The organism is Mesobacillus boroniphilus (assembly GCF_018424685.1).
GTDB lineage: Bacteria > Bacillota > Bacilli > Bacillales > Cytobacillaceae > Mesobacillus > Mesobacillus boroniphilus_A.
Map to the genome: position 1 here is coordinate 1,091,485 of NZ_QTKX01000001.1, position 20,697 is coordinate 1,112,181.

General features: G+C 38.6%; 27 protein-coding genes, 1 pseudogene and 1 other annotated feature. Of the genes and pseudogenes, 22 read left to right on the forward strand and 6 right to left on the reverse strand.

Annotation, left to right across the window (positions count from 1 at the left end):
- Positions 1-659: 659 nt before the first annotated feature.
- On the reverse strand, positions 660-860 hold the full coding sequence (cspC, locus tag DYI25_RS05525) for a cold shock protein CspC (RefSeq protein ID WP_010331195.1): 201 nt from the start codon (positions 858-860) through the stop codon (positions 660-662).
- A gap of 486 nt (positions 861-1,346) precedes the next feature.
- On the opposite strand from cspC, the gene DYI25_RS05530 reads away from it, so the two are divergent.
- Complete coding sequence (locus DYI25_RS05530) at positions 1,347-1,817, forward strand: peptide-methionine (S)-S-oxide reductase (RefSeq protein WP_213367428.1); 471 nt, start codon at positions 1,347-1,349, stop codon at positions 1,815-1,817.
- 452 nt (positions 1,818-2,269) lie between these two features.
- Here DYI25_RS05530 and DYI25_RS05535 read toward each other — a convergent pair whose 3' ends face one another.
- Both DYI25_RS05535 and DYI25_RS05540 read right to left on the reverse strand, forming a co-directional pair.
- A complete protein-coding gene (locus DYI25_RS05535) occupies positions 2,270-2,830 on the reverse strand; it encodes a hypothetical protein (RefSeq protein ID WP_213367429.1) in 561 nt (186 codons plus the stop codon).
- Complete coding sequence (locus tag DYI25_RS05540) at positions 2,827-4,119, reverse strand: hypothetical protein (protein WP_213367430.1); 1,293 nt, start codon at positions 4,117-4,119, stop codon at positions 2,827-2,829. The genes DYI25_RS05535 and DYI25_RS05540 overlap by 4 nt, the downstream gene beginning before the upstream one ends.
- A 521-nt stretch (positions 4,120-4,640) precedes the next feature.
- Between DYI25_RS05540 and DYI25_RS05545 the strand changes: the two genes are divergently transcribed.
- The 3 genes from DYI25_RS05545 to DYI25_RS05555 all read left to right on the forward strand — a co-directional run bounded on the left by DYI25_RS05545 (position 4,641) and on the right by DYI25_RS05555 (position 6,097).
- Positions 4,641-5,084: a WapI family immunity protein gene (locus DYI25_RS05545; RefSeq protein WP_213367431.1), complete on the forward strand. Its 444-nt coding sequence runs from the start codon at positions 4,641-4,643 to the stop codon at positions 5,082-5,084.
- 162 nt (positions 5,085-5,246) lie between these two features.
- Positions 5,247-5,438 carry a hypothetical protein gene (locus DYI25_RS22405; protein ID WP_249745254.1) on the forward strand — a complete coding sequence of 64 codons (192 nt, stop codon included), beginning with the start codon at positions 5,247-5,249 and terminating at the stop codon, positions 5,436-5,438.
- Positions 5,439-5,662: 224 nt separating this feature from the next.
- The gene (locus tag DYI25_RS05555) at positions 5,663-6,097 is read left to right on the forward strand and encodes a hypothetical protein (RefSeq protein ID WP_213367432.1); all 435 of its coding nucleotides are present in this window, start codon (positions 5,663-5,665) and stop codon (positions 6,095-6,097) included.
- A gap of 137 nt (positions 6,098-6,234) precedes the next feature.
- On the opposite strand, the gene DYI25_RS05560 is transcribed toward DYI25_RS05555, so the two are convergent.
- A complete protein-coding gene (locus DYI25_RS05560) occupies positions 6,235-6,732 on the reverse strand; it encodes a GNAT family N-acetyltransferase (RefSeq protein WP_249745255.1) in 498 nt (165 codons plus the stop codon).
- A 589-nt stretch (positions 6,733-7,321) separates the two neighbouring features.
- On the opposite strand from DYI25_RS05560, the gene DYI25_RS05565 reads away from it, so the two are divergent.
- The 5 genes from DYI25_RS05565 (at position 7,322) to DYI25_RS05585 (ending at position 12,298) form a co-directional block, all read left to right on the forward strand.
- Positions 7,322-8,242, forward strand: a complete 921-nt coding sequence (locus DYI25_RS05565) for a DMT family transporter (protein ID WP_213367434.1) — start codon at positions 7,322-7,324, stop codon at positions 8,240-8,242.
- Between the two features lie 623 nt (positions 8,243-8,865).
- Positions 8,866-9,993, forward strand: a complete 1,128-nt coding sequence (locus DYI25_RS05570; RefSeq protein WP_249745256.1) for a M14 family zinc carboxypeptidase — start codon at positions 8,866-8,868, stop codon at positions 9,991-9,993.
- 178 nt (positions 9,994-10,171) lie between these two features.
- Positions 10,172-11,005, forward strand: coding sequence for a VanW family protein (locus tag DYI25_RS05575; RefSeq protein ID WP_213367435.1), 834 nt, complete (start codon positions 10,172-10,174; stop codon positions 11,003-11,005).
- A gap of 104 nt (positions 11,006-11,109) precedes the next feature.
- Positions 11,110-11,979 carry a proline iminopeptidase-family hydrolase gene (locus DYI25_RS05580; RefSeq protein WP_213367436.1) on the forward strand — a complete coding sequence of 290 codons (870 nt, stop codon included), beginning with the start codon at positions 11,110-11,112 and terminating at the stop codon, positions 11,977-11,979.
- A gap of 79 nt (positions 11,980-12,058) precedes the next feature.
- On the forward strand, positions 12,059-12,298 hold the full coding sequence (locus tag DYI25_RS05585) for a hypothetical protein (protein WP_167830621.1): 240 nt from the start codon (positions 12,059-12,061) through the stop codon (positions 12,296-12,298).
- A gap of 182 nt (positions 12,299-12,480) precedes the next feature.
- On the opposite strand, the gene DYI25_RS05590 is transcribed toward DYI25_RS05585, so the two are convergent.
- Positions 12,481-12,660, reverse strand: coding sequence for a hypothetical protein (locus DYI25_RS05590; RefSeq protein WP_213367437.1), 180 nt, complete (start codon positions 12,658-12,660; stop codon positions 12,481-12,483).
- 330 nt (positions 12,661-12,990) lie between these two features.
- Here DYI25_RS05590 and DYI25_RS05595 point away from each other — a divergent pair, with 330 nt between their 5' ends.
- Positions 12,991-14,526 carry a DUF4145 domain-containing protein gene (locus tag DYI25_RS05595; protein ID WP_249745257.1) on the forward strand — a complete coding sequence of 512 codons (1,536 nt, stop codon included), beginning with the start codon at positions 12,991-12,993 and terminating at the stop codon, positions 14,524-14,526.
- A 54-nt stretch (positions 14,527-14,580) separates the two neighbouring features.
- On the opposite strand, the gene DYI25_RS22570 is transcribed toward DYI25_RS05595, so the two are convergent.
- Positions 14,581-14,706, reverse strand: coding sequence for a hypothetical protein (locus DYI25_RS22570; protein WP_023614463.1), 126 nt, complete (start codon positions 14,704-14,706; stop codon positions 14,581-14,583).
- 225 nt (positions 14,707-14,931) lie between these two features.
- On the opposite strand from DYI25_RS22570, the gene DYI25_RS05600 reads away from it, so the two are divergent.
- The 12 genes and pseudogenes from DYI25_RS05600 (at position 14,932) to DYI25_RS22410 (ending at position 20,641) form a co-directional block, all read left to right on the forward strand.
- Positions 14,932-15,084 (forward strand): hypothetical protein, encoded by a 153-nt coding sequence (locus tag DYI25_RS05600; protein WP_213367438.1) that lies wholly within the window; start codon positions 14,932-14,934, stop codon positions 15,082-15,084.
- 207 nt (positions 15,085-15,291) lie between these two features.
- Positions 15,292-15,453: a DUF3934 domain-containing protein gene (locus DYI25_RS05605; RefSeq protein WP_213367439.1), complete on the forward strand. Its 162-nt coding sequence runs from the start codon at positions 15,292-15,294 to the stop codon at positions 15,451-15,453.
- A gap of 166 nt (positions 15,454-15,619) precedes the next feature.
- Positions 15,620-16,111, forward strand: coding sequence for a DUF2975 domain-containing protein (locus DYI25_RS05610; protein WP_213367440.1), 492 nt, complete (start codon positions 15,620-15,622; stop codon positions 16,109-16,111).
- Between the two features lie 10 nt (positions 16,112-16,121).
- Positions 16,122-16,337 (forward strand): helix-turn-helix domain-containing protein, encoded by a 216-nt coding sequence (locus tag DYI25_RS05615; protein WP_213367441.1) that lies wholly within the window; start codon positions 16,122-16,124, stop codon positions 16,335-16,337.
- A gap of 176 nt (positions 16,338-16,513) precedes the next feature.
- Positions 16,514-16,873, forward strand: coding sequence for a hypothetical protein (locus tag DYI25_RS05620; protein ID WP_213367442.1), 360 nt, complete (start codon positions 16,514-16,516; stop codon positions 16,871-16,873).
- 116 nt (positions 16,874-16,989) lie between these two features.
- Positions 16,990-17,239: a binding site (T-box leader), on the forward strand.
- A gap of 59 nt (positions 17,240-17,298) precedes the next feature.
- A complete protein-coding gene (locus DYI25_RS05625; protein ID WP_213367443.1) occupies positions 17,299-17,865 on the forward strand; it encodes a GNAT family N-acetyltransferase in 567 nt (188 codons plus the stop codon).
- A gap of 322 nt (positions 17,866-18,187) precedes the next feature.
- Positions 18,188-18,600: pseudogene (locus DYI25_RS05630) on the forward strand (MFS transporter); the annotation flags it as partial.
- A gap of 197 nt (positions 18,601-18,797) precedes the next feature.
- On the forward strand, positions 18,798-19,046 hold the full coding sequence (locus DYI25_RS05635) for a hypothetical protein (protein WP_213367444.1): 249 nt from the start codon (positions 18,798-18,800) through the stop codon (positions 19,044-19,046).
- Between the two features lie 26 nt (positions 19,047-19,072).
- The gene (locus DYI25_RS05640; protein WP_213367445.1) at positions 19,073-19,243 is read left to right on the forward strand and encodes a hypothetical protein; all 171 of its coding nucleotides are present in this window, start codon (positions 19,073-19,075) and stop codon (positions 19,241-19,243) included.
- 184 nt (positions 19,244-19,427) lie between these two features.
- Positions 19,428-19,679 (forward strand): hypothetical protein, encoded by a 252-nt coding sequence (locus DYI25_RS05645; RefSeq protein WP_213367446.1) that lies wholly within the window; start codon positions 19,428-19,430, stop codon positions 19,677-19,679.
- A 139-nt stretch (positions 19,680-19,818) separates the two neighbouring features.
- A complete protein-coding gene (locus tag DYI25_RS05650) occupies positions 19,819-20,067 on the forward strand; it encodes a hypothetical protein (protein WP_213367447.1) in 249 nt (82 codons plus the stop codon).
- Positions 20,068-20,437: 370 nt separating this feature from the next.
- Positions 20,438-20,641 carry a hypothetical protein gene (locus DYI25_RS22410; protein WP_249745258.1) on the forward strand — a complete coding sequence of 68 codons (204 nt, stop codon included), beginning with the start codon at positions 20,438-20,440 and terminating at the stop codon, positions 20,639-20,641.
- Positions 20,642-20,697: the final 56 nt, after the last annotated feature.

Consider the following 20,697-nt stretch of genomic DNA (forward strand, 5'->3'; position numbering starts at 1 on the left):
GTCAACTTTTTTTCTCAGTATTTAAAAAGTGCCTGAAATGAAGATTGCTGATCTCGGAATAAAAATTAGAAAAGGGAAATCAAACACAAGGGTATCGAGGGTCTCTTTTGGAGTGCAAAATCATAAATAACAGTACAAATAACTTAGTGAAATGCATGGTGATTAGCAATTAAATCATCATGTATTTTCTATTCCTAATATTATCCTGGATGATTCAAAGTTGAGGTTGCTTCCATAGATGTGGTTACACATCCAGCTATTCAAACTCGCTATCAAGCTTATCTGGAGTTTAAGGGAGAGGTAAATTACATTGAATATATTACGAACCCCGAGTTCAAAATCAAACACCAGACATGGATATCGAAGCAGACTGTTTTTCCATTATGATACTGCCAAAAATAAGCAAGGGGGAGGTTTATGAAATAAAAAAGAGAAACCTAATTGTATAAAAAGAAAAATATATAATTTGATAAAATCCGCCTATTATCAATCCAGTATGTTATACTGAAAACAAACCTTTTTATCTTTAAATCTTTTTACATTACCAGTTCCATCTCCCTACTCAAACCTTGAGTAGGGTTTTTTTATTGAGAATTATATTAGGGAATATAAAAAAACAGGCTCTATATATAGAGCCTGTTTGTACAATCGATTTAAGATTAAGCCTTTTGAACGTTAGCAGCTTGAGCTCCACGAGCACCTTGCTCAACGTCAAACGTTACTTTTTGACCTTCGTCTAAAGATTTGAAACCCTCACTTTGGATAGCAGAGAAGTGTACGAATACGTCGTCTCCATTTTCACGTTCGATGAAGCCGAAGCCTTTTTCTGCATTAAACCATTTAACTGTACCTTGTTCCATTGTTGTTGCCTCCTAGTGCGTTATCGCACAACTTATTACTATCCTTGCCCAAAGTGATCATCAAGACGAAAAGTTGATACTTATACTATCCTTTACACCGAACAAAAATAATTCTTATTCATCATAACAAGAAACGAAAGATATAGCAAATCTTTATGGCCTTATCTTGAATAGTCCATTTATATTTAAGCTGACCATGCAAAGTTGCTTTAATGGTTCTTGAACGAACAGATGCTTTAATCCAGGACGGATTAACACTTTTTTGAATATATCCTCATCAACAAAACGAAGCTGTATAGTTGAACAAGGTATGTTAAGACCATTGATGTTAGAAGGGATTAATGCTCTTTTTATTGAATACTACTAGTAATCCGAAGGTGTTTAAAACAGTAGTTTAAATGAGCCGTATCTTAGTAACTGCAGTTTTTTCTTTTTTATTTACTTAGAATAAAAAATTTGGATGTTTAAACAAAGAGGAGAGTCAATATGGAAATAGTATATTTTGCAGGTGGATGTTTATGGGGAGTACAAGCTTTTGTAAAAACCTTACCTGGAGTTAAGTTTACAGAAGCGGGAAGAGCTAATGGAACAAGTCAAACACTTGATGGGGATTATGATGGCTACGCCGAATGTGTAAAAACAGGATTTGATCCAAAGGTTGTAACGATCATGGAATTAATGGGATATTTTTTTGAAATTATAGATCCGTACAGTTTGAATAAACAAGGACAGGATGTTGGCAAGAAATACAGAACTGGAGTATATAGTGAAAAACCTGAACACTTAATAGAGGCGAAGGCGTTTCTTAGTGAGAGAAATGATTATGACCTAATAGTTGTTGAAGTATTACCTCTTACAAACTATGTGAGAAGTGCAGAAGAACATCAAGATAGGTTAGCTAGATGTCCAAATGATTATTGTCATATTCCAGAAGAAATATTAAGTAAATATAAGTAAGGGAGAATATTAAAAGAAGGTGTATGGACTCTATGTTTTACTATCTAAAAAGGGGAACAGAACTGCTTAATCATTTTCAACACTCTGGTGCATTTATCTCTCAACATGACGACATTCAAGCCTAAAATGGCTACTAGTGAAATACTGAGAAAACCAGAGAAATCGGGTGTTTTGACTTCTTTTATTGTGGAAGTTTAATGAGGAGGTTATTTCAATACAAGTAAATGAGCAGATGATGGACTCCCTGGTGAATAAGCAATTGCTGAAGGGCAGGAGCAGGGGATTGATTCCCTGAAGAATTCACCGGTATCAAGGACCTGGAAAATAATCCTTTTATGGGCTCTTTGGCGAGCTCCTGAAAAAGAAAAATTAGCAAACGGCCTGCAAGCTTATCCTTGCAGGCAGCATTCTTTTGCGAAGGAATGAAAAGCCCTTATTGGCTGTTGCACTCATTATTTGCCTGAACTGCTATCTTCCGCTAAAGCGTTATCGCAGTCAGGCGTGATGAAATACTTCATGGGCAACACTTGCTCATAGTAGTTCCCACCTGCATCTTTGTATACGATTTTTACTTCAGTATATGCAGTCTCTTCCGAAAATGAAGTTAGTCCCAGGACGAGACTCCTTTCTTCCCCAGGCTTTACTACCGCCCCCACAGCCGGTATCCGGCTATCCCACTTATTTGGCAATTGGAATTCATTTTCATTTGGAGGCCATCCATCCCGTATCCCAATCAATAGCTCTCCAGGAACATTTTCCACCAGGACTGAGTCGAGTTTGGTCATGCCCTTATCACCTGTTAATTCAACCTTAGTAATCGTGATTTCTTTGTTTCCCTGATGTTTGAAAAGTTCACCTACCGTCATCTTGATGCCGGATTCCCGTTCAGCGCAGATCTTCATATATTCATCACTAAAGAACAGGGAGTCCCCTTGCACACTCCTCGTCATATAGAAACCCGTGCCCATGACCGTGACAATTACCGAGAGAATTAGTATCTTTGCGTATCTCATGGCGCCCGCATGACCAGGCGGCCAGGAGAGTTCTCTGGATAGCCGTTGACCCCGCAAAGCCTTCCTGCAGAAACAAACGTCCAATTGACCTTTGCATTAGTGGCGTAGCCGGTCCGCGCGGACAGATCGATACCGATGACTGGCTTAATGCTTACTCCATTTGTCCATTTGGTTGCAGTTGTGGTGGACTTTTCACCAGATGTGTTCGAGGACCAAGGCCGGCAATAGGATGTTGAGCTTGGAAGGGTCGCGGTTTGGGTAGTCGCTGAAAGAAGATGCTGTACCGGCCTTGCCTCGTAAAAATGGATGAGTGTGCCGTCCATTGGCTGCGTGATACAGTACTTGGCATAGGAATACTGGGTATTTAAGTATAAGGAAGTGGCTGCCTTATACTCTCCCCATCCCACACTCTGGCTTCTGGATTTGGATAGTTCCCCTCCGGAAGAATATGTTCCGTAACTTCCCGACCAGGAAAACCCTACTCCAAGAGAACTTTCAGCAGAGGTTGTATAAGTAAACTTCATATTTTTTCCGCTAGTGGCGGTATGGATGGTGCCTACTGTCACTGTCTGGGGGCCCAAATCCTTAATGTACTTGACACTGCCAGGCCAATTGCGATTGCATTCTGCGGGAATGCTTGTTGCCTGGATTTCATTGAAGACAGCGGCATATTCACCGGCTTCCGCCTCCGATTGCGCACTATCTTCCTTCCTGTCTTCAAATTCAGTTCCTGCCAGCTTTGTCCGGGACGGATTATTAATTTCCAAGTCGACATACATCGGCTTTTTGACTTTACCTGTCTTCCGGTCGACCTGGGCGACGCTGAAAGCATTCTCCCGGGCCTCTTCCACCTGGACGATACTAAAACTGTTTGTTACAATCCCTGTTTTAGTCATCGCGACTACATCTACATCTATATTCCCATTGGCAGAACGAAGACGGTCCATGTTGACCTTGGGATCGACTATCAGCTTAAAACTGCCGTCCGGCCTGGTGACGGTCTTGGCAAGCGGCGTCAGTTCAAAAGACTCACCTTCTTCCAGGGCTGCAAGCATTTCGGCACTTGGCCAGGCCTGTAAATGAACGATTGCACCGGCAGCGGGTTTTTGTCTTCCCTTTTGCAAGACTTTTCCTGAAACAACCACGTCACCTTCAAGAGAATGCGAATCAGCCAAAGCCGAAAGCCAGTCATTGGCGGCCTTGCTTTGCGGGCTTGCAGAATTGGCTTCGGCAAAAGGAGTTCCCAGCAATAAAAGCGAGCATGCTAGGGCGAATAGTTTTTTCTTCACGGGCGTTGCCTCCATTTCAATGATTTTTTGAAAACGAGGATCTTTCCGGTTTGAACGGATTTTGCGGGCAGAAACATGAAGTGATTGGTTAGCACTGAACAGAGGATGATTGCAGGGAATTCACGCTAGCTTTAAGTATAAGGATATCTTCGTCCATGACTCAACCTATTTCCTTTATTTGTAATGTACACCTTGCATTTCCACGATACCACCAATTGTAATCTTATGTAAAATCGGAAATTCGCATAGATTGTACCCTCTTCCGAAATTTTCCTAACACTTTGCACGCAGCTTCGTTGGCTGCAAACACCTTTTCCTGCCGGCAGGGCCAAAAAACATCTATCTGGAGAAGGTAGCCTTTTATTTTTTCCCAATCTTCCAAGTGGAAAAGGGCCAAAGAGATTTTAATTTTCGAAGTAATTAAACTATCGATTTAGGTTAGCTCAAGAAGTAACTGTTAATATATAGGGTACTTTGATATTCTAAGTTTAATGTTGATGAACGAAATGAGTTGAGTGAAAGTGAAAGAATTTACGATTGCTGGTAAACAGGGGTTTGTACGCATTGAATTAAATGAAGTCTTTGGTTTCCCTGATCAAACAAGTTATTTGGGTGGGTATGATGTCCATGGGAAGATCGAATTGAAGAGTGGCAACTATTTTGTAAAAGATGCTGATCTATGGTTTTCAACAGGACAGGTTTATAAGTTCTTTTTAGAGTTGCAAAAATGTTATAACGATTTACAAGGCAGTGCTATATTTTCAGATTCTGAGAATGCTCTTAAAATTAACCTTAACTTTAACAAACTTGGACAGATAAGTATTGAGGGATATTTTCAGGAAATACCATCCGAGGAAAATACACTTCAATTTGAATTTGAAAGTGAACAGAGTTATTTGGGAGCTACCCTACAACAATTAAATTCTATCTTCGAGCAATATGGTGGGTTAAAGGGTAAAAGTTAGGATTTTGTTAACGTGCTAACGGGTGGCGATGACTAAGGAAGTGTGTCTGCTTCGTGGAGCTTGTTAAGGTACATAAGAAGCAGGTTAACTCAAGAAGCGAATAGGTTAGCATGTATTATAAAAATGACTGCTAAGTTCCTAGATATATTTGGAGAAATCTTAATGAAGAAGGTTCGAGATGAAGCAAGTGATCAATGGGAAATGACCATCCAAGTAAAAATGAAGAGTGAAGAAAGCCAAAATATACATAACCTAATAACTTCGAGCGGTCAAGGTGAGTTAATCAATGATCTAGTACCTAAAATTGTCGATAACACCATACATCATTTGTTGTGGGCTTTAGAACAAGAGTAAGCCCTATAGATGTAAGCATATTTAACGGTAACAAACTTGTAAGTATTAAAGAAATCAGTGACGGTTTAGCTGGAGAACTGTATACAGAAGATGGTTGGATAAACCGGTTCAGTAACAAGGTCAAGTCATAAAAGTGGCACCTTTTCTTGTTACGCTAACGAAGCAGGTTAGTGCAACAAGAACTATTGTATTTTATGGTGAATTTAAACAGGGGGAAGGTACTTATGAAAAGAACTTTATTGTTTTTTATACTATTTATTTTTACTTTTACAACTTCCGTTCAAGCATTAAGTTGGGCTTATCCTTTTGTCGTTTGGAATGGTAACGTTTATGAAGTAAAAGAAGAAAAGGTTTTATCTAATCAAATTGGAAAGGAAATTGGAGAAGTTAAAACAAAACCAAATGATATGACTGGAGATTACTACGGAGATGTCTCAAATGCTTATCCTAAAGGGACGAAGTATTTTGAAATAAATAATATATCAACTAAAAATGCAATAGCTGTTGAAGTAGGAGACAACGAGTGGCAAAAAGCTGTATATGTCCATCAGGCACCTTTTCATTGGATGGATATATTCACAAAAATCCTACCTACCCTAATTTTAATAGCAATCATAATTATTATTTTAATACGCTTTAAAAAACGAAAAAATAATTAAATATATATTCTTTCATTAACGGGGGCTTTTGCACAAGAAGAGGAGATCAGTTGATAGTGGAAGAATTGTTTGTTGCAGCTTGGACACGTTAAACGAAAATAGAAAACATCCGAAATTTGATCGGATGTTTAATAAACTTAGATTAGCTTAGCCATATAATACTCATCGATATATTGATTTTCAACAATGAGGGAGTGCTTTTTAGTCCCTTCTATTTCGAATCCCATTTTTTTATAAAGGGCTAAACCTGCTTCATTATGACACATCACAGTAAGTTCAAGTCGATGTATGTTGTTGGCGTGGGACCATTGTTCGAGTTCATGAAAAAATTTTGTTCCAATCCCTCGACCTGTGAATTCTTTGAGAATTCCAGTAACAATATATGCACTGTGACGTACCCTATTAAAGCTTTCTCTTATAGCGGAGAGGTAACCAACAATATTTCCTTCTATTTCGCATACTAGGATTATTGATAAATCGTCTTCAATAATATTTTTTATGTACTCATACTGTTTATCAAAAGTGGTTGTTCGCTCTTCTGGCTCGAGCATCATAAAGTTGGATTCGGTATCCAACTTTTTGCAAAGGTTAAGAAATTTCTCCGTGTCAGATATTCTTATAGCTCTAATTATCAAAATAATTCTCCTCATAATAATATTCAATTGAATTATAGATTACAAAGGGTGGGGTGTGCAATTGGTATTACAGTGTACATCTTAATGTAATACTTTCTTATTGAACAAACGGGTGCTTTAGTAGAACAAGGACTGTCATTTAAATCCGAACCTCTTGGTGTGCATTAAGACACTTAGACGCAACTGGGATCTCCCTGTTGCATCTTTTTTGTTCAAAATAATTCTATACCCATCTAATTTAACGAAGTATTAACAACCGTTATAGCATATATACTATCAGCGTGAGAGCGTGAGAATGAACATTTTCACTTTGCTAATTGGTATGCTAATTATAGTGCGAATAATGCCAAAAAATAATGATATTCCATCAAAAAGTAGCATGCTAAATCATAGCCGATTTTGCATGCTATTTGTGTTGTTTTTTTCATTTTGCACTCCAAAAGAGATTTAAAAACGATGCAGAATAGAGAAAGAAGGAAATTTACTGGTACATGTTGAATGGATAAGAAGGAAACTGATGGTTTTAATTGGGACTCTTGTTGGAAATTCCAAATAAAGTAACAAATTTTTATCTCCAGGGGGAAAGTAAATGATCCAGAGGCTTGGGAATGCACCGTACTTACTTTTAGTTGGAGCTGCTTTTTTCTGGGGTGGCAATGCGGTTGCTGGCAAGTTTCTTGCTGGTTCGCTGCCGCCGGTGACGATTTCCTTCACCCGTTTGGGGATAGGTGTTCTGATCATGTCCCCGGTTATTATCAAGCTGTTCAAACATGAAAGGGAAGCATTAAAAGAGCATTTCAAGCTGCTTTTATTCTTGGCTGTAACCGGGGTGATTGGTTTTAATCTGCTGATTTATTGGGCGCTCAATTACACGACGGCAATTAACGCGACGCTTTTGAACAGCACTAGTCCATTATTCATTTTCCTTTTGTCGGCGCTATTGATTGGTGAAAAGATGGCATTAAAGTACTGGGTGTCCATGGCGATATCGGTGATTGGGGTGCTTTTTGTTATCACACAGGGTTCGTTTGAAAGAGTGCTTGATTTGCAGTTTAATATCGGTGACTTGATCATGGTGCTGGCAGTAATTTCATGGGCTTTATACTCGATTTATATTAAGAAGATTTCCGGGAAGCTGCCTTCGCTGGCGGTTTTCGGTTACACGCTCGCAATTGGTTTTATCGTGATGATACCTGCGGTCGCAATCGAGTTGTCGATTGTCCCAATCGGTGAGGTGAAACTTGCTGATTTAAGTGCTCTTTTATATATTGGAATCTTTCCATCAATCTGTTCTTTTTTATTGTGGAATCGTGCGGTTGCCATGATTGGGCCATCGAAAGCATCAATTTCTCTAAACCTTATCCCAGTTTTTGGTGCAATTGCAGCGTTTTTTATCCTTGGTGAGGTGATTACCATTCCGCAAATCATTGGCGGGTGCCTGGTTTTTATCGGGGTGTTCATTACTTCTTTAACGAAAAAGAAATCGGTACAATTAGCAGAAGAGGCATAGGATTTTCGGGAGATTATATTTAGAAAGATAATAGCAGCTAGTGCTGGATTAGTAATTTTAAAAATAAAACCAGAGTTAGTGAGACAGCGAATCAGTTCCGCTGTCTTTTTTTAATTGTTTAGGAAATTATAAAATTATTTAGTTGTGGATAACTACATGTAGGGGGTCTTAATCCAGCTCCAGCGCCTAGCCCCTCGAGTCGCTTCGGTCCACCCAATGAAGTCAAAGAACGACTTCACCGGCCGGCCCTCCGTGGCACACGATGTGCTAGACCCGCCAGCCACAGGACAAGGAAGGCTTCGAAGCGATTCATCGCACGACCGAAAGCGGTAGCTTTTGGGAGGACGTGGCGCTATAAGGCGGGCAGCGCTTGTCGGGGCTGAAAGAGGCGCTTGCGCTTTTCGGTCTGTCCCTTGAGATTTCTTAATCTATTGATAACCTTCTTGTAGATTGCAGGTATAAAGACTTATTATAGCACTTGTCTATTATTGTCAAAACATTCATACTTTTTACACTATTAAACTGTTGCTAATTTATTTTATCCTTTATTTAGCGTCCCGAAAGGTATAAAAAGGAGGGGAAGTAGTTCAGGGGCGACGACTTTTATGGAAGGGGTACATAAATTGGTAAAAAGATTAATGAAAATCGTAATGGCTGCCTTGATCTTCATACTTGCATTTGGCTCGACATCATTTGCAGCACTCCAGCCAGGAGGGCCATCCACGAATGGCAATACAAATATTAACAGTACCCTCTCTTACGCAGACGTTGTCAAGATCCTTGAAGACATCGAGAGAAGTAGCAAAGTAAAGGTTGAGGTATCAACACTTGATGAATATGGAAAGTCAGAACAGGGCAGAAGCATTTATGTCGCAAAAGTGGGAACAGGCCCACAAAAAATTTGGATTCAGGCCCAAATACACGGAAACGAGAAATTGGTTACCGAAGCAGCACTCCAGCTTTTAAAAATGTATGCGAATAGCGGCGAGAAAGATGTGGAGAGAGTTCTTGAAGAAGCAACACTCTATTTCATCCCAATGTACAATCCGGATGGAGCAGAAATGAACATTCGACATACCAGGCTTTCTGATAGCGGTAAATTAATTGACTTAAACCGTGATTGGACTGCTAAAGGTTTTGAAGCTGTTGAATCTAAGGTAGTCTATGCATACTGGGCGGACGTGAACCCAGATTTCGCAATCGACCTTCACCATCAAGGACTTAAGCAAGTCTATGGAACAAATGAATCTACTTCTTTTTCACTTGGAATCTCACTTGCTCCGGATGGGCCAACCCTGCCTAGTACCGGCTATAATGAGATCACCAAGCAGATGATGGCTTATGTCTATGATGAGATGAAGGATTATGGCTATACACATATTGACCGTTACCAGGTCGGCGTAAATAGAGAAGAAGAATTTGGCTACGATATCGATATCAGGGGTGGTGTTGTTTCGGCCATGATGATGGGGCTGAACTACAACAATCTGAATCCTGAAGGGCATAGCCATCCAGCAGTATTCTTTGAAACAAAAGGAAATTCTACTGAAGGAAGCCTTGGCCAAAAATCAAATGGCTACCTGACAAAGCAGAATTATCTTGCGTTGAAGTCGTTGGTACACGGTTATGTAACTGGTGAAGTGGGAAATGTGAACCCAGATGACTGGTATAACATCCCGCATTACCCTCTGGCAGGGTACTTGACTGATTACAATGGGATTGTACCTGTAGGATCAGACAGCGGTTACTAATTGATTTTAAAAGGGAGTGTCTCAAGACGATTGAGACATTCTCTTTTTTTATATCCCTGCATTTTTGTAAGCGAGATTGATATAAAAGGAAATTTCCCTATTGAGGCGAATTTATTAGGTATTGTATAGGTACTATTTGAAATTAGTTTAAAGTATATAAGCATAGAAGGAGGCTGTGATGGAAAATTTGAAGCCTATTAAAAGAAGCCCTATGAGGATTTATCTTGGGAAAAAATATTATCGTTCAAAAAGGTATTTTGATTGGTTCTTTGGGAATAGGAGATTTTCTTTGAAAAAAGAAGATATTCCGATGAGACATTTGGTATTTACCCATCAAACTTTACTACTTCGAGAATTGAAAGACGTTGACATGTGGTTACAGCATAATAAGGTGAAGAATCTTAAAATCGCCACCCAAAATCTAAATAAAGTAATAATCAGGCCTGGAGAAACCTTCTCTTATTGGCGGTTGCTTGGAAATACCACAAAGAGCAAAGGGTATGTAGACGGTATGATCCTCCATTATGGGAAGGTTACAACAGGCGTAGGTGGGGGCTTATGTCAACTATCGAACTTGATTTATTGGATGACTTTACACACTCCATTAACCATTACTGAAAGATATCGACATAGCTATGATGTTTTTCCGGATTCCAAAAGAAGTCAGCCCTTTGGCAGTGGAGCCACTTGTGCTTATAATTATCTAGACTTACAAATTAAAAATGAAACGAATAAAACTTATCAATTAGTTGTTTATTTAAATGATACTCATTTAGTTGGTGAATGGAGGTCCGAATCCCCGCCAATCCATACTTATGAAGTTTATGAACGTGAACATTTAATCACTCGAGAGTATTGGGGAGGATATGTAAGGCATAATCGAATTCACCGAAAAATATTTAACAATGATAAAATACAAATTGATGATGAGTTCATTACTGAAAATCACGCTATTATGATGTATGAACCTTTGCTGGAGCAACAAACTGAGAAAGAGAAAGTGTTTAGTTAATTTGCTTATATTTAATGGGTTACATAAGGTTTGAAAAGGTTTAGGTCGTTGAGTAAGAGATTTGTATAATGAAATTAAATTGAGTTTGATTAGGAGGATTACATATGTACAAAGAAGGGTTTGTGCCGGTTACCGGCGGGAGAGTCTGGTATGAAATTTACAATAAGGATGCAGAAGGGACTCCTGTCGTTATTTTACATGGAGGGCCTGGGTCTTCAACTTATTCATTGAAAGGGTTGAAGGCGCTTGGCAAGGATCGCCCGGTTGTCATGTATGATCAGCTTGGCTGCGGGAAATCTGACCGTCCGGATGATCTCACGCTTTGGAATATCGACCGTTTTGTTGAGGAGCTTGGCCAGGTTAGGGAGGCGTTAGAACTTGATGAGGTACATATTCTTGGCCATTCATGGGGGACTACTCTTGCGGCAGCCTATGCGCTGACAAAGCCAGATGGTGTCAAGAGCGTGATTTTTTCAAGTCCGTGTTTGAGTGCGCCGATGTGGGAAGAGGATCAGAAGCGGAATATTGCCAAGCTTCCCGCCGAGGTGCAGGAGACGATATTGCGCTGCGAGGAAAGCGGAGAGACGGATTCCGAAGAATTCAAGGCAGCGATCAAGGAGTTCAACAAGGAGTTTGTTTTCCGAGGGGAGCCAGATTTGGAATGGTTGAAGGCTGGAGCCGGTATGAAGAACCCTGTTGTTTATGAAACGATGTGGGGACCTTCTGAATTTACGGTGAAGGGAAATCTTAAGACTTTCGATTGCACACCGCAGCTGGGTGAGATTGAGTGCCCGACGCTTTATACTTGTGGCCGGTTTGATGAGGCGACACCTGAATCGACTGAGTATTATGCTAGGTTGACGCCACGATCTGAGCTTCATGTTTTTGAAAAAAGTGCTCATATGCCGTATATGGAAGAACCGGATGAGTATCTTCAGGTGATTGGCGACTTTCTTCAAAAAGTCAATCGTTAGGTGTGACTTTTGCTATACTCCCTTGTGAAACCTTTATGCTATGTTAACATTGTTAATTAAGCATAAAGGAGTTTTTTTCATGAGCTGTGGATGTTCTAGACTAGAAGATGGCAAAGCAATTGTTGACCATGTGAAGAGCAAGGGTAAGGAAAAGATAAAGCCACGGGTTGCCCATCAGATCGCTTGCGAATGCGGTGAAATGTTCACGATGGAAACCGTCATCACTAACTGCCCAAGCTGCGGCATGACTTATGGCGTCACACCATGCAGTTCTGGGGATATTAATAAGGTCAAGGCTGCAGGAATTCAATATGCATAATGAAAAAATCTCTCGAGATGTCGAGGGATTTTTTTGTTTGGATCTCCGAAGGGAGTGGGCAGATTTAAAATTTAGGTTTTTTGTGAGGGAGGAGTATGATTTGTGGAATGGAATTTAATAAATTTAACTGCAATTGATGGGTAGGTGATGCTCCTCCCATCAATTGCTTCAAATTGAAGGATTTAAATCGCCGCACCAGATTCCTCTACAGGTCCAAATTGAGTTTTAAATACGGTATGCTTTTTACCAAGTTCATTGGTAACTATATAAGTCGTTTCAAGCTCTCGATCGACATCATATTTCTCGCCTACTTTGAATTCTAATTCTAAACCTTCGTTATTGATGCAAATGACTTTTTGCATATTTTTCCTCCTGGGAAATGTATTCTTGTTTTATATAGTTTCGTATGGAGGGTATTTTTTATGTCTTTTTTTTAGGGTGGATGAGTGTTTGTAACTCAAATGAAAAATTGGAAAATATAGCTCGTAATTTCCAGTTTGCGAAAAAAATAATGATTTTCGCCAATAAAATAAGATTTTCGCCATTAAAAATAAAATATCGCCAATAAAACGATATTTTCGCCAATATAATGTTTAGCCCCTTAAATAGTTGCCTTCCAATTTTCGGTTGAAGCTAAAAATAGTCAATTATTATGATAAAATCATAGAATACTACAATCGGGGGACCATTTCATGAATTTGAATACATATTTTTATCAGTTTTTAGAGCCGATTTCAAAGGAATTAGCATTGTTAGCGAAGGAATTGGAGAATAGTATCTTTTCCAGCCCAAGAACGATGCTTACTCATTCGCGGGTGTTCATTGAAAATATTCTGCAGCAGGTGACGAAAGAAGAAGGGATACCAGAGGATGCTCGGACTGGTTTGAAGGAACGGCTTGATCTGCTCAATGAACAAGGTTATTTGATTCCTGAGATTCGCGATGCGCTGCATTTGGTGCGGAGAATGGGGAACCAGGCGGCACATGATGTGCGGATGTTCCGCTTTTCCGAGGCGCTTTTATCATGGGAAGCCTTGTATAGCATTGTCAAATGGTATGTTGAGGTATACGGTCCAGTGGATGTGACGGTGCCTGAATATCAGGATCCTTCTCCACAGGCAGAAAGAGTGTTTGATATGTCCGAGCTTGAGGTCAGGTTGAAAGGATTGGAGGATCTATTGAAAAATCCTCCTCTGCAACAGGCTGAAACTCTGGCAAAGGAAGAAGTGGCAGTGGCTGTTTCTGCTCCTGCTGTTGAGGTTCAGGAGACACCAGGATTTACGCCAATCCGAACGATTACTTACAAAGGAAGATCTCTTGATATTCCTTATTTCTTGCGGGATGCGTTTCTTTTGCCGCAGCGATTTGATAAATCGGAAACTTTCCTGATTCGTCTTGGTGCTGAACAGGAAGCACGGATCATGAGTGAGCTGCCTGGCAATCTCGAAGGTCTGCACAAGAATGTGAAGCGTTATAATGAAAAAAATGATGAGCAGTTTTTCGAAGAGCTTGGAACCTTTATTGAAGAGGAGAAAGTTCGCAGGCATCTGACATTGAAGCGTCAGGGGGAGCTGTTCTTCTTTTACAAAGCGAGTCATATTATTGTGACGGAAGAACTGAAAAAGGTTGCGCTAACTGCTGAGGAATTCACGGGTATTCCAAGCTTATTAAGGCAGTTGAATGAAGACCAAATCTACACAGTCGGCCAGCTTCCAATGGAGCTTGTGATTTTAGCGAAGTATGACAATGTTGGCGTAGGGACTGTTGAGAAACTGTTCGACCAGCTGAAGGCAAAGGTAACGCACAAAGCTGTCCAGGCTGATGACGATACTTCAACAGAACGAAAAAGCTTCAAGAAATGGGAATCCTTATATGTAAAAGTAAAGCTGAATGGCGTTGAATCTATAATTGAAGGTTCTAGCGTTCCGACGATTTGGAAGGAAGCGTTGAAGTGGATCGAGGACAATCGTCTGCCTCTGCACGAGATGATAAAAGCGGGAATCGTACTTGGATCTACCGATAATGGTAAGCGTTATGCCATTGCGCTGCAACCTATCCACCCGGATCAAAGGCCATTTACACAGCTTCATACCTATCAATCTCAAATTACAGGTGAAGTATATTATCTTGAAACGAAGATCAATCCTAAGTCTGGGCTTGAGACACTGGGTAAAGTTATGACTAGATTGGGTGTTGGGGTGGATATCCCATTATTGAAGGGTGAATAGAAACGACAGAATGCCGTGGTGTCGCCACGGCATTTTCTGTCGTTTTTAAATAGGTTACTTCCTCTTCTGGGCTTTCAACTTGTTCATTTCGAGTTCAGCAGCGTATTCTTCCTGCGATTTCCCTTGCTTGAAACTCTCAGATTGGATTTTCCTGAACTTGTTGTCATTTTGATTCGGCATGCAAACACCTCCTTTGAACATGAGTATTTTGTTCAAAGTGTTGAGGATTATACTGCCTAGTAATTGATCACTTGGCAAGATAGGAATACAAAATCTAATAGGGTAAATTTCTCATAATTCTATATTATTTTGCTATTCCGGATATAATGAAAGCGCTTTACATGTGAAACTATTCACAAGTATAATAAGAGTGTAAATAATTATTAACCATTTCCGGGAGGAATCATGATGTTAACAGACATTATCTATGAATTCAAAAACTGGTTGCTAGGAGACTCTGTGCCAAAGGTCGGAAATGAAGAATTTGAAAGAATTGAATCAAAGCATACAAGGGTACACCACGACGAAGATATATATGAAATCATTCGAGTGCATTAAAAAAGTTTTTAAAAGCAAATTAATAATATCATAACAATCAACAGTCCGATTCTAAGTGAGTTGGACTGTTTTTATATTGTTGCAGAAAAATTTATGTTTATATTAATGTCTGTTTGTTATATGCTAATAATTCATTATGTTTGGTTTTTACTAAAGAAAAATGGATAAAACTAAACAAGGAACGTACAAGAAGATGGAGTTGATTTTTTGAGTAAAGCTAAGGGTAAGAGCGGAACGGGCAGAGGTACGGGTAAGAAAGGCTGGAATCGCTGGCAAGCAAGTGCGAATAAAGCAAAGAGTGCCAAACCGTATAAAAGTAAAGGTGTTAAACATCGGGATGCTTCAAAAGATGATATCTCTGAAAAATAATTGTTGCTGCTATCATGATGCGTTGATCCGGAAATGGATTAACGCTTTTTTGTACTTTTGCAACTCTAATTCAATAAAATAATTATAATTTTTAATAAAAATTTATTGTAAATCGATAAATAAAATGATAAATTCAAATTGACAATAAATGAATGAGGTGCTTGTTATGAAAAGAAGTTCAACACTCTTTTTAAAGGTAGCTGTTATTTTGATTGGCCTTCCGGTTCTGGCTTTGTGTTTGTTTTTATTGCCTCAGATCGCGTCTGAAGCGAATGAAGCAGCGGAAAGAGGGTCAGATTTGGCTTTTGTGGTATACGGCATATTAATGGTTATGTATGTTGCGGCGGTTCCATTTTACTTCGCACTGTATCAATCATTTACCCTTTTAACTTATATTGACAAGAACCAGGCATTCTCTGACTTATCTGTAAAAGCTTTAAAGAAAATCAAAAATAGTGCCATCATTATCAGCGGCTTGTATGTGGTTGCCATCCCATTCGTCTATATTTTAGCGGAGGTGGATGATGCACCGGGCCTCATCCTCATTGGAATGGGAATGATTTTTGCTCCATTGGTGATTGCTGTCTTCGCTGCAGTCCTACAGCGACTTTTACAAGAAGCCATCGATATTAAAGAAGAAAACGACTTAATAGTCTGAGGTGAAAATAATGGCAATTATAATCAATATTGATGTGATGTTGGCAAAAAGGAAAATGAGTGTAACGGAACTTTCGGATAGAGTTGGAATCACAATGGCTAACCTTTCTATTTTGAAAAATGGAAAAGCCAAAGCAATCAGGCTGTCAACACTAGAGGCTATTTGCAAAGCATTAGAATGCCAGCCCGGGGATATTTTGGAGTATAAAAGTGATGAAGAATATTAAATCATTTTAGTATACGTTAAAATTTTGCGTTGATCCAAAAGGGTTGGCGCTTTTTTTGTGGAATTACTAAAATGAACAAAAGCGCCACTGTCAGTGATAACAATGATTTAAAACAATTGGTAGGCTTTTAACTGGTTATAATCTCGTCCGCGAACTTTTTCAAGAGGTGAGGAATTTTGCTGAAAATATTAAAGGTTAGCTTCTTTTTGGTGGTTGGCAGCTATACAATATTGCTTCTTTTCTCTTATCTCCTCAGTGGAAGATTAGATGCAAGTATTATAGGAATGTGGGGATTATTAATAGGGTTTTCACTGTTAATTGCAGCGTTACCCTTTCACAAAATAGTTTTCTTTGGAGGAAGAGGAATCATGGGTGCCCAATCACCAGAAATACCGCATGATGAACATCTCCACCATAAGGTATACAAAGAATATGAAAAAGAACGGAAAGCTGAAAGCCCTAAAACCAGACAGCACCAAGATGTCCTCTCGATAACAGGAATAGCTATTATCTTGATTGCTGTCTTTATGGTTTAATTGAAGATTTGAAAAAAGGTCAAGACTTTCTTGTTATGATTTAAAGAGTTATTTTAAAAAAGAGGGTTATTGACATAACTTAGCATAACCGCTAAAATATTTTAAAATTCCAAATAATATAAGCGTTGATGAGAAGAGTAGTTAAGCATGGATATTTTCAGAGAGCTCCTGGCTGCTGGAAGGGAGTAATATCTAGCTTATTGAATAAAGTCTCGGAGCATCTTACCAATCTAATGAGCAATTAGGGATCGTAAGACGGGTTCTTCCGATAAAAAGATAGGGTATGAACGTATCCGAAGAGGTTGGTTTGGCGACAAATCAACAAACTGAGGTGGTACCACGGAAGTTATAACTCTCGTCCTCAAGATTCATTTCTTGGGGGTGAGAGTTTTTTTATTGCATTTTAGATGGAGAGGAGAAATAAGATGAAAAACCCTATATTATTAGATATTCCATCCCAGTTAGATACAGAAAGATTAATACTACGTGCGCCAAATCGAACTGGTGACGGAAGTATTGTTAACCAGGCAATAAGAGATTCATTTAGTGAATTAAAAGCGTGGCTTCCATTTGCACAAAAGCTTCCCGAAGTTGAGGAAACCGAAATTAACCTGAGGAAAGCACATATTAACTTTTTAAAAAGAGAAAGCTTTCGATTTCTAATTTTTAAAAAAGAGACGAATGAATTCATTGGAAGTGTCAGCCTTCAAGGGATCGACTGGGCCATCCCAAAATGTGAAATTGGATATTGGATCAATACGAAGTTTAGCGGCAGTGGATATATGACTGAAGCGGTAAAGGCATTAACTAATTTCGGACTAAATCATCTAAAATTCAATAGAATTGAAATTAGATGTGAATCTACCAACCTGAAAAGTCGGGCAATCCCCGAAAAGCTTGGATTTGAATTAGAAGGTGTTTTACGAAATGATGATTTATCAGCAGATGGCAGCAAGCTGACTGATACTTGTTTCTATTCGATCATTTTATAAGGTACAGGTGCATGGATCCAGGAAGGATTCATGGTCCTTTTTGTTGAACTTCTTACTTAGAGAAAGGTGTTAGTAGAAAAAGGTGCAGATTGTCATGAATAAACAATTATTCCTGAAAGTAATTAAAAACCTAAATCATTGTAAATAAAACCATGCAACAGTTTGATCCTGTTGGCATGGTTTTATTAGTTTTAATCTGGAGTATCTTTTCAGCTAGTGCTGGATTTGTTTCCACTCATTTATTCCTGCATCAAGCAATGTCGCTTGAAAACCCCTGGATTTTAACAGCTCAACTGCTTCAGTAGCGTAGACACAATAGGGCCCGCGGCAGTATGCCACATTTCAACTGTTTACAGGTACATTAAGCGATAAGATTGGCAGAAAGGTTCTGATCACTAATGGCATTTGGGCACAAGCCGCAGCACTGTGGCTGATACTGGCCGCAAATCAGTATTCCTTGTGGATTTTAGGTGCTCTTATATTAAGCCTAGGCACCGCAATGGTTTATCCAACCTTGCAAGCGGCGATCAGTGATGTTGCTGAGCCAGACTGGAGAGCTCCATCAATGGGCGTATACCACTTCTGGCGTGATAGCAGTTATGCTTTTGGTGCATTGATGGCTGGAATTATTGCCGACCTTCTAGGGGTCAATTGGGCAATAGGTGTGGTTGCTTACTTCCATTTATAGCAGGAGTACTTTCAAAAATGCGGTTGAAGGAAACGATAAAAATATGATTGGGGTGGTGCATCACCTTATATGGGTGGTGCACTTTTTTTATTAAGACATATACAAGGAGTTTGAGTTAGATTTGTAGAACTATTCTTATATAAAATTTTGATAGATTTAGTTATAGCACGCAGTACATGAAGCTATAACAAAGAAATTTTAATAATGGTAACGTGGTTATTATTAGATAGGGGATGAACTTAAAATGAAGTGGAAATTAAGAATACCAATGATGCTTTTTATTTTCGGTTTAGTTTCAGGTATTTATCAGTATTACCCTAATATAATTGTCTTTAAAGAAAATTACCTTCTAAATAGTCTCCAGTTCCTAGCCTCAATAGGAATTCCAATTTATATTCTTGAAAAGACACAAATTAATGAGAAGCAAGTAAACTTCTTGTTTGGTATTTTATTAATATTTTCAGGCGTTATAATCGATTACTTAATGATTTAATTTGAAATGAAGCTGGAGGTATGTAAATGCCACAAGAATTAATTAGATTTATTGTAATCGGTTCCATCATTGGATATTTTGTAGGCATGCTTTCAGAACAACCCGGTATTGGAGGGTTATTAGGAGCAATACTGGCCGTCCTAATAGCAATCTATATACAAATTAATAATCATCACGATGGATCCGAAAATTCTTAGACTGAATAAAGACCTGAGCAATCAAGTAAATACTGAAGAAAAAGAAGGCTATATGAAAAGAATTATAGATATTGTGATTTAATGTACCTTTCTTTCATGAGAGTAAAGCTTGCGGTGGAAAAATGTCAAACTTCCTCTGAAGGATTTTTAGGTACAGACAAATTTTATTGTGCTAGGGGGGAAGGTGATTAAAATCAGAAACTTTTTAATTGTGATTAGTCATTACTTTCTTTGGGGAATTGTTGATTTTATACCTTTTTCGTGGGGATGGGCTTATAGTACGGCATCAAATATTTATTACTTCGCACTTTTAATTTCAGCAGTTATCTTTACTTATATCTTTATTAAAAAGAAAAGGTTTATTTCTTTTGCATTTTTATTAGTCTACTCTTTGGCCATGGCATTGAGTTTATTAGCAAGCATACGAGGTCTTTGAATTTAAAGTTGTTGTTTAAAAAACTGATAATTTCCTCATATTTACTTGGGGGATTTATTCCTAAAGGACATTTCAACTAAAAATAAGCTGAATAGTAAAATAAAAAGCTTGCGAAATGAATCTTAATAGGTGGGTAATTATGAGAAAAAAGAAGTTATTTATCGGTGCTCTTTTGGTGATTGCATCGTTAATTATGATGGGAAGAGACTATTATTTGGCAAAAGAGGATAAACCACCTAACTTTTCCATTCTTAGTAATGTTTATAAAGACGGGGGAACAAAAGTTTATACAGGCTTAGGCTACAAAGTAATTGATTATAATCAAATTGATGGGCGTAAAGATGTAGTATTTGTCCCTTTTTATGTAGATGCCTGGGTAATAAAATAACAGGTACAGTAGTAGCATTTAATCCGTTTAATAAGGGTATTATTTATTTTATTACCTGGTGCTAACATCCGAATATTTTTCATTCTAGCTAATACGATGGGTGATAGTCCTCCGTTGTTATATTAAACGACGGGGGCACTACTTGAATAATTCAAAGAAAGGAGAATGTCTTTGAAGAAACGGATATTTAGTACCGATAATCTTAATGCTCTTAATAATAGGTATCTATCACGATGCTCGAACTTTTGATATTGATCAATCTAATTTACCTGTCAATGAACAATTAGCGATTACAATATCTCAGCGGTACCTTGCAGGTTATTGGACACACCCAGTTAAGCTACATTTAACACCATATGAGATGAAAAATATGAAAGAAACACCTGAGACTTATGTTGTGGATATAATCGATGAAAGGGATACACCCTTTTGTAAGGGGTATCAAGTTGTTGTTGAGAAGGATAATGGGAAAGTTGCTTTTAATAGTATTGGATGGTGTAAACGGCGAGGAATTGAGAAAAATGCTTTATTTCTGGAAGAAAATCTAGCCAGGTTAAAAAATTTTTTACAGTAAAGCCATGGGCGATCATACACACTGTTCTTCTTAATCAGTATGACATATTAAAAAAT

Bases quoted from the DNA above. Each gene is read 5' to 3' on its own strand.
- DYI25_RS05555 (WP_213367432.1), top strand. From the start codon at position 5,663: ATGAAAAGAACTTTATTGTTTTTTATACTATTTATTTTTACTTTTACA.
- DYI25_RS22410 (WP_249745258.1), top strand. From the start codon at position 20,438: ATGAAAGAAACACCTGAGACTTATGTTGTGGATATAATCGATGAAAGG.
- DYI25_RS22570 (WP_023614463.1), bottom strand. From the start codon at position 14,706: ATGCCGAATCAAAATGACAACAAGTTCAGGAAAATCCAATCTGAGAGT.
- DYI25_RS05590 (WP_213367437.1), bottom strand. From the start codon at position 12,660: ATGCAAAAAGTCATTTGCATCAATAACGAAGGTTTAGAATTAGAATTC.
- DYI25_RS05635 (WP_213367444.1), top strand. From the start codon at position 18,798: ATGAAGTGGAAATTAAGAATACCAATGATGCTTTTTATTTTCGGTTTA.
- DYI25_RS05595 (WP_249745257.1), top strand. From the start codon at position 12,991: ATGAATTTGAATACATATTTTTATCAGTTTTTAGAGCCGATTTCAAAG.
- DYI25_RS05535 (WP_213367429.1), bottom strand. From the start codon at position 2,830: ATGAGATACGCAAAGATACTAATTCTCTCGGTAATTGTCACGGTCATG.
- DYI25_RS05625 (WP_213367443.1), top strand. From the start codon at position 17,299: ATGAAAAACCCTATATTATTAGATATTCCATCCCAGTTAGATACAGAA.
- DYI25_RS05585 (WP_167830621.1), top strand. From the start codon at position 12,059: ATGAGCTGTGGATGTTCTAGACTAGAAGATGGCAAAGCAATTGTTGAC.
- DYI25_RS05575 (WP_213367435.1), top strand. From the start codon at position 10,172: ATGGAAAATTTGAAGCCTATTAAAAGAAGCCCTATGAGGATTTATCTT.
- DYI25_RS05640 (WP_213367445.1), top strand. From the start codon at position 19,073: ATGCCACAAGAATTAATTAGATTTATTGTAATCGGTTCCATCATTGGA.
- DYI25_RS05580 (WP_213367436.1), top strand. From the start codon at position 11,110: ATGTACAAAGAAGGGTTTGTGCCGGTTACCGGCGGGAGAGTCTGGTAT.
- DYI25_RS05650 (WP_213367447.1), top strand. From the start codon at position 19,819: ATGAGAAAAAAGAAGTTATTTATCGGTGCTCTTTTGGTGATTGCATCG.
- cspC (WP_010331195.1), bottom strand. From the start codon at position 860: ATGGAACAAGGTACAGTTAAATGGTTTAATGCAGAAAAAGGCTTCGGC.
- DYI25_RS05615 (WP_213367441.1), top strand. From the start codon at position 16,122: ATGGCAATTATAATCAATATTGATGTGATGTTGGCAAAAAGGAAAATG.
- DYI25_RS05610 (WP_213367440.1), top strand. From the start codon at position 15,620: ATGAAAAGAAGTTCAACACTCTTTTTAAAGGTAGCTGTTATTTTGATT.
- DYI25_RS22405 (WP_249745254.1), top strand. From the start codon at position 5,247: ATGAAGAAGGTTCGAGATGAAGCAAGTGATCAATGGGAAATGACCATC.
- DYI25_RS05530 (WP_213367428.1), top strand. From the start codon at position 1,347: ATGGAAATAGTATATTTTGCAGGTGGATGTTTATGGGGAGTACAAGCT.
- DYI25_RS05600 (WP_213367438.1), top strand. From the start codon at position 14,932: ATGATGTTAACAGACATTATCTATGAATTCAAAAACTGGTTGCTAGGA.
- DYI25_RS05565 (WP_213367434.1), top strand. From the start codon at position 7,322: ATGATCCAGAGGCTTGGGAATGCACCGTACTTACTTTTAGTTGGAGCT.